The sequence below is a fragment of the Cellulomonas massiliensis JC225 genome (assembly GCF_000312005.1).
GTDB classification, from domain to species: Bacteria; Actinomycetota; Actinomycetes; order Actinomycetales; family Cellulomonadaceae; genus Cellulomonas; species Cellulomonas massiliensis.
Genome location: NZ_HE978588.1, coordinates 1,634,560 through 1,648,320, shown reverse-complemented (window position 1 = coordinate 1,648,320; position 13,761 = coordinate 1,634,560). Strand labels below are relative to the sequence as shown.

Here is a 13,761-nt window from a genome sequence, read left to right as displayed (position 1 = left end):
CGTCGACCGCCGCGACGACCGCCGGGTCGCCCAGCGCCCGGAGCCACGCCAGCAGCTCGGGGTAGGCCGCGGGGTGCCGCGCCACGTGCACCCGCAGGTCGGGGCGCTCGGTCGCCACGACGGCGAGCTGCGCGGGCGTCGTCGCGGGGTTCGTGACGAGAGCGGCGAACAGGTCGGACGACACGGTGCCCCCTGGGCGGACGGTGTGCGGCGCGGACGCGCCCGGCGCCTGGGCATCGGCACGCGCGGGCGTCGTCGCCAGCGTCCGGGCGGCGCGTCCTCCCTGGGTGCCGCCGGTTCACCCTCCCGGACCAGCGCTCCGCCCCCCGGCTGGCAGACTGACCCGGTGCGCGACCTGGCCCGGCTCCCCAAGGCGCACCTGCACCTGCACTTCACCGGGTCCATGCGGCCGGAGACGCTCGCGGAGATGGCGGCCGAGCGCCGGGTCCGGCTGCCGGACGCGCTGCTCGAGGCGGACCCGCTCCGGTTCCGCTCCGACGAGCGCGGCTGGTTCCGGTTCCAGCGTCTCTACGACGCGGCGCGTGCGTGCGTGCGCACCGAGGCGGACATGCGCCGCATCGTCGCGGAGGCCGCCGAGGACGACGCCCGCGAGGGCTCCGGACGGCTCGAGCTGCAGGTGGACCCGACGTCCTACGCGCCGTTCGTCGGGGGCATCACGCCCGCCGTGGAGATCGTCATGGACGAGGCGCGCGCCGCGAGCGCCCGCACGGGCGTGGACGTCGGTCTCGTCGTCGCCGCGTCCCGGATGCGGCACCCGCTCGAGGCCCGCACGCTCGCGCGGCTCGCCGCACGCCACGCGGGGGACGGCCCCGGCGAGGTGGTCGGCTTCGGACTCTCCAACGACGAGCGGCGCGGGGACACGAGCGCGTTCGCCCCGGCGTTCGCGATCGCGCGGCGTGCCGGGCTCGCGTCCGTGCCGCACGGTGGCGAGCTGCTCGGCCCCGCGCACGTCGAGGACGTGCTCGAGCACCTGCACCCCGACCGGCTCGGCCACGGCGTCCGCAGCGCCGAGGACCCGCGGGTGCTGGAGCGCGTGGTGGACGAGGGCGTCGCGCTGGAGGTGTGCCCGGCGTCGAACGTGTCGCTGGGCGTCTTCGCGCAGGCGCAGGACGTCCCGCTGCGCACGCTCGTCGACGCCGGTGCCGCCGTGGCGCTCGGCGCCGACGACCCGCTGCTGTTCCGCTCGCGCCTCGTCGCCCAGTACGAGGCCGCGCGCGCGCTCGGCTTCGACGACGCGGGGCTCGCCGACCTCGCTCGGGCCTCGGTCCGCGCGAGCCGCGCGTCCGACGCGGTGAAGGCACGGCTGCTCACCGGGATCGACGGCTGGCTGGCCGCCGAGCCGGCCGACGCGGCGGCGCGGCGGGCCTGAGTCCCGAGCGGCGTCAGACGAGCCAGGGGCCCTCGACCGCCGGGCGCGCGCCCGGCTCCTCGTCGTGCGCGGTGCGGCGCTCCCGCCAGTAGAGGACCCCGTCGGCGCGGCGGCCGACGAGGCCCGCCTCCACCAGGTCCCGGCGCAGCCGCAGCGGGTCGTCGGCGAGCGCCGCCACCCGCTCGGTGACCTCCGGCTCCGAGGCCTCCTCGCCCGGGCCGAGCACGCGCGCCGCCAGGTGCGCGAGGACGAGGTCGCGGTCGGCCTGCCGCCGCGGCATCACCCGCAGCCGCCCGCCGACGAGGAAGCGCTCCGCGTCGCAGGGCAGGGCCTCGCTCGTCGCTGCCGCCTCGTGCACGCGGCCATGCTGCCGTCCGCTCCCGTGGCGTGCCACCCCGGACCGGCGCCGTCCCTGCGGGTCCGACGTACCTCACACGTCCGCGCCCGGGGACCGCGCCGAGGGTGCGGCAGGATTGAGCCATGACTGCTGCCACCCCAGCCGGCGACGACGCCCGCTACCGGATCGAGCACGACACGATGGGCGAGGTCCGGGTGCCGGTCGACGCCCTGTACCGCGCGCAGACGCAGCGCGCGGTCGAGAACTTCCCGATCTCCGGGCACGGCCTCGAGCGGGCGCACATCGAGGCCCTCGCGCGGGTGAAGAAGGCCGCGGCTCGGGCGAACGCCGAGCTCGGCGTGCTCCCGGCGGACGTCGCCGACGCGATCGTCGCCGCCGCGGACGAGGTCGCCGGAGGCGCCTACGACGCCCACTTCCCCGTCGACGTCTACCAGACGGGCTCCGGCACGAGCTCGAACATGAACACCAACGAGGTGCTCGCGACGCTCGCGACGCGCCGCCTCGGCCGTGACGTCCACCCGAACGACCACGTGAACGCGTCGCAGTCGTCGAACGACGTGTTCCCCACCTCCGTGCACGTCGCCGCGACGGCGGGCGTCGTGCGCGACCTCGTCCCGGCGCTCGAGCACCTGGCCGCCGCGCTCGAGGAGAAGGCCACCGCCTGGGCGGGCGTCGTGAAGTCCGGCCGGACGCACCTCATGGACGCGACGCCCGTGACGCTCGGGCAGGAGCTCGGCGGGTACGCCGCCGCGGTCCGGTACGGCGTCGAGCGCGTGCAGGCGGCCCTCCCCCGCGCCGCGGAGGTCCCGCTCGGCGGGACGGCGGTCGGCACCGGCATCAACACGCCCGCCGGGTTCCCGCAGCGGGTCATCGAGCTGCTGCGGGAGGACACCGGGCTCCCGCTCACCGAGGCCCGGGACCACTTCGAGGCGCAGGGCGCGCGCGACGGCCTCGTCGAGCTCTCCGGTGCCCTGCGGACCATCGCCGTCAGCCTCACGAAGATCTGCAACGACTTGCGCTGGATGGGCTCGGGCCCGAACACCGGCCTCGCGGAGATCGCGATCCCCGACCTGCAGCCCGGCTCGTCGATCATGCCGGGCAAGGTGAACCCGGTCATCCCGGAGGCGGTGCTCATGGTCGGCGCGCGGGTGGTCGGGAACGACGCCACGGTCGCGTGGGCCGGCGCGTCGGGCTCCTTCGAGCTCAACGTGCAGATCCCGGTCATCGCGAACGCGGTGCTGGAGTCGATCCGGCTGCTCGCCAACGCGTCGCGCGTGCTGGCCGACAAGACGGTGCGCGGCCTGGTCGCGAACGAGGAGCGTGCCCGCGCGTACGCCGAGTCCTCGCCGTCGATCGTCACGCCGCTCAACCGCGTCATCGGCTACGAGTCGGCCGCGAAGATCGCCAAGCACGCGGTGAAGCACGGCCTGACCATCCGGCAGGCGGTGGTGGACCTCGGCTTCGTCGAGCGCGGCGAGGTCACCGAGGAGCAGCTCGACGGCGCGCTGGACGTGCTGAGCATGACTCGTCCGCCGCAGGGCTGAGCCGACGACGACGGGCCCGGTCCCTCCCTGCGGAGGGGCCGGGCCCGGTCGTCGTCCGGGCGCTGCCGGCTGCGGTCCGTCGTGCGTCAGGCGACGGCGTCCACCGGGGCCGGCGCGGGCGGCGCCTCGTGGTGCACCGGTCGCACGCCCTTCATCGCCAGGGCCGACAGCAGGCCGAGGACGAGCACCGCGACCGTGAGGGTCATGGTCTGGCCCACGGCCGCCGAGAGCCCGGTGTGCACCGCGTCGAGCGCGGTCCGGCCGATCTGGTCGGCGAGGCTCGCCGGCACGCCGTCCGGCAGCGGGAACGATCCCTGGGCCCCGCCCGCGAGCGCCTCCTGGTCCACGTGCGCGAACGCGTCGACGAACGGCTGGCGCGCCTGCTCCGGCAGCTGCTGCGCGGCGGTCCGCGCGGCGGCGGGGATCTCCACCGCGAGCCGCGACGTGAACAGCGCGACGATCGCCGCGGAGCCCACGACGCCGCCGATCTGCCGGTTGGTGTTGAACGCGCCCGCACCTGCCCCGGCGTTGCGGTAGTCCAGGCCGGAGGTCGCGACGTTCGCCAGCGGGGAGAACAGGCAGCCGGTGCCGATGCCGAAGAAGCACATCGTCACGACGAGCTTCCACACCTGCACGTCGGGTGCCACGAGCACCGACAGCGCCCACACGACGCCCACGAGCACCGCGAAGCCGGTCGCCACGATCCACTTGGCCGGCACCCGGTCGGACAGGCGGCCGGCGAACGGCGCGACCACCCCGGACAGCAGGGACCCGCCCAGGCCGACGAGGGCCGAGTGCAGCGGCGTCATGCCGAGGGCGACCTGCAGGAAGATCGTGAACGGGAAGAAGATCCCGGTCATCGCGAAGGTCACCGCGAAGCCCGCGACGTTGGCGAGGGAGAAGTTCCGCACGCTGAACAGGCGCAGCGGCATGAGCGCGTCGTCCCCGCGGTGGTGCTGCCACAGGCCGAACAGCACGAGGATCACGACGCCGGCGCCGATGACGCCCCACACGGTGATCGGCCCACGGATGGTGCCCCAGTCGTACGTCGACCCCTCCTGCAGCCCGAAGACGAACAGGAACATGCCGACGACGGAGAGCACCACGCCGATGCCGTCGAACGTGCGGTGGGCGGTGGGCAGCGAGGGCAGGTTGCGCAGCGCGAAGACGAGCGCGACGACGCCGACCGGCACGTTGACCCAGAAGATCCACTCCCAGCCGATCGGCACGAGCAGGCCCCCGAGCACGGGGCCGGTGATCGTCGCGACCCCCGCGACGGCCCCCCAGACGCCCATCGCCGCCCCGCGCTTCTGCGGCGGGAACACCCGGGTGATCATCGACATGGTCTGCGGGGTCATGAGGGCGCCGCCGACGCCCTGGACCGCGCGGGCGACGATGAGCATCTCGACCGAGCCGGACACGCCGCACCACAGCGACGCGAGCGTGAACAGGACGAGCCCGCCGATGAAGACGGGGCGCGGGCCGAACGTGTCGCCGAGCCGGCCCGTCACGAGCAGCAGGACGGCGAACGTGAGCAGGTAGGCGCTGTTGACCCAGCCGACGGCCGTGACGTCGGCGTCGAGGTCCTTCATCAGCGTGGGGACGGCGACGTTCACGATCGTGGTGTCGAGCATGATCATGAAGAAGCCGAGGCACAGCGGCGGCAGCACGCTCCACGGGCTGCGCCCGTGCAGGTCGACCACCGCGCGGGGCGGGGCGGGTGTGGTCACGGGTCAGTCCTCGTCTCGGTGCTGGAGGTACCGGATGGCGGTGGGGTCGCCCTGGGCCGCACGGGCGGCGGCGCGGGCGGCGACGGCGTCGACGGGGAACGGCTGTCCCCAGTCGAGCGCGCCGGCGACGAGGTCGGCGATCGTGGCGTCGAGCCACGCGACCTCGGCGGTCTGGAGAGCGATCTCGTGCTCGACGTCCAGCATGTACCGGCGGGGGATGCCGTTCTCGCGGGCGCCCTCGTAGCGCGCCCGCAGCAGCGTGCAGGCGTCGTCGAGGCGGTTGCGGCGGCGCCGCAGCTCGTGCACGACGTCGTCGAGCGGCAGGTCGGCGGCCTCGGCGAGGCCGACCGGGAACAGCGGGTACACCTGGTGCTCGTCCCCGAGCAGGCTGCGCAGGCGCCGCTCGAACGCGCTCGAGCCGGCGTCGGTGATCTCGTACGTGGTGCGCTCGGGCCGGCGGCCCTCGCGGTCGGTGCCGACGGCCCGGACGTACCCCTCGCGCTCGAGCTTCTCGACGCCGTGGTACACCGCGCCGGGGTTCACGCGCACGAGCCGGTCGTCTCCCCGGGCGACGAGCGCCTGGTACAGCTGGTACGGGTGCCGCGGCCCCTCCTGCAGCAGCGCGAGCAGCAGCACGGCGACCGCGGACAGCTCCTGAGGCACGACGACATCCTTCCGACGGGCACCGACAACGCTCCGGTTCGACTATTCCAAACGGAATAATGAACCCGGGGTGTCGACGCCGTCAAGACGGTGCGCCGAGGGCGCCACCCCTCGCGGGATGACGCCCTCGGCGGTCAGGCGGTGCGGGCCGGGGCCCGGCCGGCTCAGCGGATGACGGTGATCACGTCCTTCGCGATCGGGGTCGTCCGCAGGATCGGCGTGGTGAGCGTCGCGGTCAGCGTGTGCGTGCCCTTCTTCAGGCCCTTGGCCTTGTAGGTGAAGGACACGGACCCGCCCGCCGTCGGACCCTCGGTCGTGATCGCGTACTCCGTGTCGGACGCCACCGACGCGACGTTCACGCCGCTGGTGCCGTCACGGTTCTCCGCGCCGACCGACAGCGGCTGGCCGTTCGGCCCGCCGAGCGTGCCGTAGGAGAACCACTGGCCCTCGGTGTCACCCGTCTGGATCCACACCTGGAAGGTGTTCGCCGCGGTGCTGCCGTACGCGCGGACCGCGGCGTAGTCCACGACCAGCCAGGTGTCGACGCCGTCGGTCAGCGTGCCGACCCGGATCTCGCCGCCACCCGAGGACGGGTCGAGGCTCAGGTCCGTCCAGTACGGCGCGAGCACGTTGTTCGGGCGGGCGGTGCTCGGGAACGTCTGCGGGTTGCAGCAGTCGTTGTCGTCCGCCGTGCCACCGCCGACGACGACGTACCCGTTCGAGTCCACCCCCACCGAGGTGTAGGTCTCGTCGCCGTACTTGAACGCCGGGACCGTGAAGTTCTGGATCGTCTCGTCACCGAACCCCGTCGCCGGGGCGATGCCGAACGCCGACAGCGGCAGGTAGCCGCCGGCCGGGGACTCGCCCGGGACGATCGACGTCACGGTCGGCGCGACGGCCGGCGAGAGCGTCCCCGTCCACACGGCACCCGTGCCCGAGCGCCGCGCGGGCGCCGAGACCTGGGTGACGGGCAGCTTGTCCGTCGAGGTGACCCGGACGGTCGCCGGCGCCGCGACGGCGGCGAAGTTCGTCGCCGTGACGGTGCAGGTGGTCAGGCCGTCCCGGGTGATCTCGGTGGGCGTGCAGGACTGGTCGAGCGTGACCTCGGCCGCACCCGTCTTCACCGCCACCGGGAGCACCGCGTTCGACGAGCCGGACGTCCTGAGGGTGATCTGGCCGGTGTGCCAGCCCTCGGTCGTCGCGGTGCCGTCGAGCAGGATGGTCAGCTTCTGCGCCTTGCCGGGCTTCAGCGTGAACCGCTGCGGCGTGACCGTGATCCTCAGCCCGTCCGCGGCCGTCGTCCGGACCGTGAAGGACTGCGTCCGCCCCGTGACGTTCCTGGCGACGCGGGTGGTCGTGACCGCACCGGGCAGCGGGTTCACCTGCACGCTGGGCAGGTTGAGGTCCACGCGGTGCAGCGGGTCGGTCGCGCTCGCGACGTAGTCCGCGGCCTTGACGTCGAACGTCACCGACGGCTTGACCGCGCGGTCGGCGCGGATCGAGCCGGCGCCACGGTCGAAGACCCCGGCCACCGAGCCGTCGACGTTCGTGACGTCCTGGACCGACGACGTCATGAGCGCCGACTTGACCTGCCCCGGCGTCCACGACGGGTGCGCCGCCCGGACGAGCGCCGAGACGCCGGCCGCGTGCGGGCTGGACATCGAGGTGCCGGCGATCGCCTGGTAGAGCTGCCCGGGAGGACCGGACGCGAGCGCGACCGGCGTGGGCGTGTTGCCCGCGAGCACCTGCACGCCGACGGACGTGACGTCCGGCTTGAGGAACTCCCCGAGCGGGCCGCGCGAGCTGAAGCCCGCCATGACGTCGCCCTGCGCCGCCCGCACCTGGCCCTCGGTCCACGTGGCGGTGACGCCCGTGTGCGAGCCGAGGAACGCGAGCAGCTCGTCGTTCGGGCCCTCGAGGTGCACGGTCGGCAGGAAGTGGTTGTCGGTCTCGACGTCCGACGCGGTCGGGTTGTAGAGGATCATGCCGATCGCGCCGCCCTGCAGGGCGTTGTAGCCCTTCTCGACGCGGGCGTTGCCGCCGCGCTTGCACGCGACGACCTTGCCCTCGACCGAGCCCGCCGGGAACGGCGTCGAGCACAGGTCGGTGCCGGTGTAGCCCGCCACGGACTGCGCGAGGACGACCGGCCCGTCGGTGACGCCGTCGGTGACCGTCACGCCCTCCTTGGTGAACGTGTCGCCGTTGTCGGCCGTGAGCTTCAGGTCCGTACCGAACTCCCGGTTCGACGTCGAGGCGCCGACGGTGGTGACCCACGGGCTGGCGTGGTTCGCCGTGCTGGCGCCGGGCCCGTCGTTGCCGGCGGAGGCGTTGACGCTGATGCCCGCGTCGTACGCGTCGAGGAACGCGAGCTCGACCGGGTCGGTGTACGCCGAGTTGCCGCCGCTGATGGAGAAGTTGATGACGTCGACGCCGTCGAGGATCGCCTGCTGGACCGCGGCGACCGAGTCGGAGCTGTAGCAGCCGGACTCGGAGCAGACCCGGTAGGCGATGACCGACGCGCCCGGTGCGACGCCCGCGACGGGGCCGCGGTCGACGCCGAGGAGCTCGGCCGTCTTCGTGTACGTGCCGGCGGCGGTCGTCGCGGTGTGCGTGCCGTGGCCGTCGGAGTCGCGCGCGGAGCACTCGTCCGTCGCCAGGTCGCAGTACTCGTCCTCGCCGACGACGCCCTGGGCGAGCGCCGTGTCGAGGAACGCGTGCGCGCCGATGAGCTTGTTCGTGCAGTCGAAGGCCGGGCCCAGCTCGGGGTCGGTGCCGTCGCCGAACTCGCAGGCCCACGGGCCGCCCTCGGGCGTCTCGAGGCCGAGGTCCTTCATCATCGGGTGCTCGGGCCAGATGCCGGAGTCGAGCACGCCGACCACGACGCCCTCGCCCGCGTGGTCGCGGCCGCCGAGCTGCTTCCACACCTTCTCGGCCCCGACGAACTTCGTCGTGCCGTTCTGCAGCCCGGTGCTCGAGGACGCGGCGGCCAGGCCCGTCGTCGCGACCTGCAGCTGCTCGACGCTGTCCTGCTGGACGGCGGCGACGCCCGGCAGGGCCAGCAGCGCCTTCGCCTGGTTCTCCGGGAGCGTGACGGCGAGGCCGCCGTACGCGACGTTGAACGTGCCCGTGACGTCGGCGGACGGCACCGCCTTCTCGATGGCCTTCGCCGCGGCGGCCGACTGCCGGTCCGCGTACCGCAGGTACTTCTTCACGGCAGCGTCCGCGGGGTCCAGCTGCTCGCCGGTGACCTTCGGGCTCGTCGCGGCGAGCCCGTCGACGCCGCCGGCGTAGCCGGCCGCCGCGTCGTAGTCGAGCTTGACCATGACGGTGGTGCGCCGCGAGCTCGTGCTCTTCAGCAGCGCGGGGTCGGACTTCGCGAGCTGCGCCCGCGCCGACTTGGCCGTGTCGATCGGCTTGCCGGACGGCTCGACCGCGGTGGCGGTGAACCCGTCGGGGTCGCCCGGGGCGGCTGCTGCCGGGCTCACGGCGAAGGCTCCGATCAAGGACGCCGTCGCGATCACTGTCAACGCCCGACGTCGCGGGGGATGGCTCATCAGCGAACTCCTCGCTCTGTTACTCGGTGGTACGAGCACGCACCGTCGCGAACCTAACCCCTCGGTTCCTTCACAGGACAGACCTTGATATTTCCCCCGCAGCGGGTGCAAACTCCGCCCTTCACCCGAGTCACCGTCATCTCTGACGAACCGGACGCGCGCGTGCCGCGGCCGGGGACGGCGACGGCCGCCCGGTCGGGGACCGGACGGCCGTCGCGAGCAGGTGGACGGTCAGACCTCGATGCCCTCCAGCAGCTCGGTGACGAGCGCGGCGACGGGCGAGCGCTCCGAGCGGGTCAGGGTCACGTGCGCGAACAGGGGGTGGCCCTTGAGCGCCTCGATCACCGCCGCGATGCCGTCGTGCCGGCCGACGCGCAGGTTGTCGCGCTGGGCGACGTCGTGCGTGAGGACGACGCGCGAGCTCTGGCCGATCCGGGAGAGCACCGTCAGGAGCACGTTGCGCTCGAGGCTCTGCGCCTCGTCGACGATGACGAAGGCGTCGTGCAGCGACCGGCCGCGGATGTGGGTCAGCGGCAGCACCTCGAGCAGGTCGCGGTCGAGCACCTCCTCCACGACCTCGTTGCTCACGAGCGCGCCGAGGGTGTCGAACACGGCCTGCGCCCAGGGGCTCATCTTCTCGGCCTCGCTGCCCGGCAGGTACCCGAGGTCCTGCCCGCCGACCGCGTACAGCGGCCGGAAGACGACGACCTTGCGGTGCTGCCGTCGCTCGAGCACCGCCTCCAGGCCCGCGCACAGGGCGAGCGCGGACTTGCCCGTGCCGGCGCGCCCGCCCAGCGAGACGATGCCGATCTCCTCGTCCAGGAGCAGGTCGATCGCGATGCGCTGCTCGGCGCTGCGGCCGTGCACCCCGAACACGTCCTGGTCGCCGCGCACGAGCTGGACGTGCTTGTCGGCCGTGACGCGACCGAGCGCCGAGCCGCGCGGGCTGTGCAGGACGAGCCCGGTGTGGCAGGGCAGGTCGACCGGCACGGGGGCCGCCGCGAGGCCGCCGCCGCCCTGCACGTCGGCGAGGGGCACCGACTCGTGCTCCCAGAGCTGGGACATCTGCTGCTCGGTGAGGTCCAGGGCGTCCATCCCGGTCCAGCCGGAGTCGACCGCGAGCTCCGCGCGGTACTCCTCCGCCCGCAGCCCGACCGCCGACGCCTTGACGCGCATCGGCAGGTCCTTCGAGACGACGGTGACGTCGTGCCCCTCCGCCGCGAGGTTGGCCGCGACGGACAGGATCCGGGTGTCGTTGTCGCCGAGCCGGAAGCCCGCGGGCAGGACCGAGGGGTCGGTGTGGTTGAGCTCGACGCGCAGCGTCCCGCCCTCGGGGGTGAGCGGGATCGGCCGGTCCAGGTGGCCGTGCTCGATCCGCAGGTCGTCGAGCATCCGCAGCGCCGACCGCGCGAAGTAGCCGAGCTCGGCGTGGTGCCGCTTGGCCTCGAGCTCGGTCACGACCACCACCGGCAGGACGACGTCGTGCTCGGCGAAGCGCAGGATCGCCCGCGGGTCGGACAGCAGGACGGAGGTGTCGAGCACGTGCGTGCGACGGCCGTCCCCCTCCGCGTGCGGGCGGGCGGCGGGCTCGTCGTGCTGCGTTGCGCTGCTGACCACGGCAGGCTCCCTCCGGCGCTTGCTAGCGCCGTGCCGGGCACCGTCCGCCGACCCGCGCGCGCGGGCCCTGGCGATCGGCGACGGGACGAGGGCGGCCAGGCCCGGGATCGGGCCGGGACCGGCCCTCCTCCCGGAGCGGATGCTCCATGGGCTGGCCTCCCGGGGACGGCGGGGGTGCCGTCCTCTGCCGCGAACGTAACCCGCGTCACACCCGCGGGCGTGCAGGACGCGGCGCGACACGCGCAGATGTCACACGGTGTTCACGCGGGTTCACCCGCGCGGCGCCGGCGACCGCCGGCGGCCACGGCACGCGGGCGACGAACCCGGTGTCAGCGCCCCATCCGGCGCTCGCGCGCGCCGTACGCGCGCACGGCGCGCAGGAAGTCCACGCGCCGGAAGTCGGGCCAGTAGGCCTCGCAGAAGTAGAACTCCGAGTGCGTGCTCTGCCACAGCAGGAAGCCGCCGAGCCGCTGCTCGCCGGACGTGCGGATGACGAGGTCGGGATCGGGCTGGCCCCGGGTGTACAGGTGCTCGGCGATGTGCTCGACGTCGAACGCCTCGGCCAGCTCGTCCAGGCTGGAGCCGGCCTCCGCGTGCTCGCGCAGGAACGAGCGGACCGCGTCCGCGATCTCCCGCCGCCCGCCGTAGCCCACGGCGACGTTGACGTGCAGCCCCTGCACGTCGGCGGTGGCCTCCTGCGCCTCCTTGAGCGCCCGCGCCGTGTGGTCGGGCAGCACCTCCAGGGCGCCGACGGCCTGCAGGCGCCAGCGTCGCGTGCTCGCGAGCTCGCCGACGACGTCCTCGATGATCTGCAGCAGCGGCTCGAGCTCCTCCGCGGGGCGCGCGAGGTTGTCGGTCGACAGCATCCACAGGGTCACGACCTCGACGCCGACGTCCTCGCTCCACTCGAGGACGTCCGCGATCTTGTCGGCCCCCCGGCGGTGGCCGTGCGCCGTCGACTCGCCCATGCTGCGGGCCCAGCGCCGGTTGCCGTCCATCATCACGCCGACGTGGCGCGGGATGGCGTCGGGCTGCAGGCCGGCGCGCAGCCGACGCTCGTAGAGCCCGTACAGCAGGTGGGGCAGCCGCACGCGCGCTCCTCGTCTCGCGGGCCGGGGTGGATGCGGCCAGGCTACTCGCCGGGGGGTCGGCGCCGGGGCCGGACGGCTACCTACGCGTCCGTAGGTTACGGTCGCGTAGGTTACGCTGTGCCGCACCGACGACGACCGGCCGGCGCTGCCGGCACACCCCTCGCGGCACCGAGCGGCCGGCCCCCGGCCCCGAAGGAGGACGCATGAGCCCCACGCCCGCACCGAGCCCGCGCGGCGCCGACGTCCCGTCGACGCCGCCGCCGGACGGCTCGCTGCGCGACGACGTGGCGGGCGGCGTCCAGCGCGCGGTCGAGCAGGTGGCCAGCACGGTGAAGCCGCGGCTGCGCGGCTGGGTCCACGCGGGCGTCTCGCCGTTCGTCCTCGTCGCGTCGATCGTCCTCGTCGTGCTCTCCCCCACCCCGGCCGCGCGGTGGTCGACCGCGGTGTTCGGGCTGACGGCGGTCATGCTCTTCGGCACCAGCGCGTTCTACCACCGCGGCCGCTGGTCCGACCGCACGGCGGCCGTGCTGCGGCGGCTCGACCACACGAACATCTTCCTCATCATCGCGGGCACCTACACGCCCCTCGCGGTGCTCCTGCTGCCGGCCGCGACGGCGCGCACCCTGCTGGTCGTCGTGTGGTCCGGCGCCCTCGTCGGGCTGCTGGCCCGCATCTTCTGGCTCGGCGCCCCGCGCTGGGTGTACGTGCCGGTGTACGTGGCGCTCGGCTGGGTGGCCGTCTGGTTCATGCCCCAGTTCTGGGAGAGCGGCGGACCGACGGTCGTGTGGCTGATCGCCGGCGGCGGGCTGGCCTACACCGTCGGCGCCGTCGTCTACGGCACCAAGTGGCCCAACCCGAGCCCCCGCTGGTTCGGGTTCCACGAGATCTTCCACGTGCTCACGGTCGTGGGCTACGGCTGCCACTACGCCGCCGTCTCGATCGCGGCGTACGCGTCCGCCTGACGCGCGTCAGGCGCCGTCGTCGCGCGGGACCACCCGGTAGCGGCGGTGCGCCAGCGACGGGTTCGCCTCGCGCACGGCGAGCAGCGCCTCGACGTCGACGTCGACGGTCCGCACGGCCGGCGCCTCGTCGAGCTCGAGCCCGACGACGCCGTCCGGGCCGACGACCAGCGACCGCCCCGTGACGCCCCGGCCGGCCATGCCGACGGCCACGACCGCGCTCGTGCTCTCGATGGCGCGGGCCACGGCCAGGGTGCGCCAGTGCATCGCCTTGAGCGGGCCGGCGGCCCACGCGGCGGGGACCAGCAGCACCTGGGCGCCCGCGTCCACGAGGCGACGGGTGGACTCCGGGAAGCGCAGGTCGTAGCAGGTGACCGCGCCGACGCGGACGCCGGCGACGTCCAGGACGAGCGGCGGCGCCGCCGGGTCGCCGGGCGCGAGCCGGTCCGACTCGTGCTGGCCGAACGCGTCGTAGAGGTGCACCTTGCGGTACACGCCCGCGAGCGCGCCCGTGCCGTCCACCGCGACGAGGGCGTTGACCGCCCGCTGGGCCCCGTCCTCGGCCGGGGCGCCACCCGGCAGCGTCGTCCCCGCCACCACCGCCACGCCCGTCGCGGCGGCACGCTCGCGCAGGAGCGCGACGAACGGGCCGTCGAGGGGCTCCGCGTGCCGGGGGCCGACACCCCGCGGGTCGAACGCGCTCGCGTACTCCGGGAGCACCAGCAGGTCGGCGTGCGCGTTCGCGGCCGTCCGGAAGGCGTCGGCCACGACCGCGCGGTTGGCCGCGGCGTCGTCGCTGGCCGCGACCTGCGCGAGCGTGATCCGCACGGCGGGCCGCACGGGCGGCTGCGGCCG

11 protein-coding genes are annotated in these 13,761 nt (G+C 74.4%); 3 read left to right on the top strand and 8 right to left on the bottom strand.

The features are described from left to right. Positions 1-184: variant leucine-rich repeat-containing protein (locus HGCM_RS19785; RefSeq protein ID WP_040399004.1), on the bottom strand; the 184-nt coding region annotated here is incomplete at its 3' end. A gap of 162 nt (positions 185-346) precedes the next feature. Here HGCM_RS19785 and HGCM_RS07845 point away from each other — a divergent pair. Further along, positions 347-1,390 carry an adenosine deaminase gene (locus HGCM_RS07845; protein ID WP_019136302.1) on the top strand — a complete coding sequence of 348 codons (1,044 nt, stop codon included), beginning with the start codon at positions 347-349 and terminating at the stop codon, positions 1,388-1,390. Between the two features lie 13 nt (positions 1,391-1,403). On the opposite strand, the gene HGCM_RS07840 is transcribed toward HGCM_RS07845, so the two are convergent. Beyond that, entirely contained in the window at positions 1,404-1,748 is a 345-nt protein-coding gene (locus HGCM_RS07840) for a DUF2087 domain-containing protein (protein ID WP_019136301.1), read from the bottom strand. 122 nt (positions 1,749-1,870) lie between these two features. Between HGCM_RS07840 and HGCM_RS07835 the strand changes: the two genes are divergently transcribed. Then, positions 1,871-3,292 carry a class II fumarate hydratase gene (locus tag HGCM_RS07835; protein WP_019136300.1) on the top strand — a complete coding sequence of 474 codons (1,422 nt, stop codon included), beginning with the start codon at positions 1,871-1,873 and terminating at the stop codon, positions 3,290-3,292. 86 nt (positions 3,293-3,378) lie between these two features. Here HGCM_RS07835 and HGCM_RS07830 read toward each other — a convergent pair whose 3' ends face one another. The 5 genes from HGCM_RS07830 to HGCM_RS07810 all read right to left on the bottom strand — a co-directional run bounded on the left by HGCM_RS07830 (position 3,379) and on the right by HGCM_RS07810 (position 11,947). Continuing rightward, on the bottom strand, positions 3,379-5,022 hold the full coding sequence (locus HGCM_RS07830; protein ID WP_246119445.1) for a DHA2 family efflux MFS transporter permease subunit: 1,644 nt from the start codon (positions 5,020-5,022) through the stop codon (positions 3,379-3,381). Between the two features lie 3 nt (positions 5,023-5,025). Further along, entirely contained in the window at positions 5,026-5,685 is a 660-nt protein-coding gene (locus HGCM_RS07825; protein ID WP_019136298.1) for a PadR family transcriptional regulator, read from the bottom strand. A gap of 164 nt (positions 5,686-5,849) precedes the next feature. Then, positions 5,850-9,170: a S8 family serine peptidase gene (locus HGCM_RS17495; RefSeq protein WP_161604972.1), complete on the bottom strand. Its 3,321-nt coding sequence runs from the start codon at positions 9,168-9,170 to the stop codon at positions 5,850-5,852. 300 nt (positions 9,171-9,470) lie between these two features. Continuing rightward, a complete protein-coding gene (phoH2, locus tag HGCM_RS07815) occupies positions 9,471-10,856 on the bottom strand; it encodes an RNA 5'-3' helicase PhoH2 (RefSeq protein WP_019136296.1) in 1,386 nt (461 codons plus the stop codon). A 329-nt stretch (positions 10,857-11,185) separates the two neighbouring features. Next, positions 11,186-11,947 (bottom strand): isoprenyl transferase, encoded by a 762-nt coding sequence (locus HGCM_RS07810; RefSeq protein ID WP_019136295.1) that lies wholly within the window; start codon positions 11,945-11,947, stop codon positions 11,186-11,188. Between the two features lie 203 nt (positions 11,948-12,150). Between HGCM_RS07810 and trhA the strand changes: the two genes are divergently transcribed. Beyond that, a complete protein-coding gene (trhA, locus tag HGCM_RS07805; protein WP_019136294.1) occupies positions 12,151-12,909 on the top strand; it encodes a PAQR family membrane homeostasis protein TrhA in 759 nt (252 codons plus the stop codon). Positions 12,910-12,915: 6 nt separating this feature from the next. Here the strand turns inward: trhA and HGCM_RS07800 are convergent. Next, positions 12,916-13,761, bottom strand: an 846-nt coding sequence (locus tag HGCM_RS07800) for a carbon-nitrogen hydrolase family protein (RefSeq protein ID WP_019136293.1), incomplete at its 5' end; no start/stop codon positions are given.

Coding starts and splice junctions, on each gene's coding strand:
- trhA (WP_019136294.1), top strand. CDS start 12,151: ATGAGCCCCACGCCCGCACCGAGCCCGCGCGGCGCCGACGTCCCGTCG.
- HGCM_RS07835 (WP_019136300.1), top strand. CDS start 1,871: ATGACTGCTGCCACCCCAGCCGGCGACGACGCCCGCTACCGGATCGAG.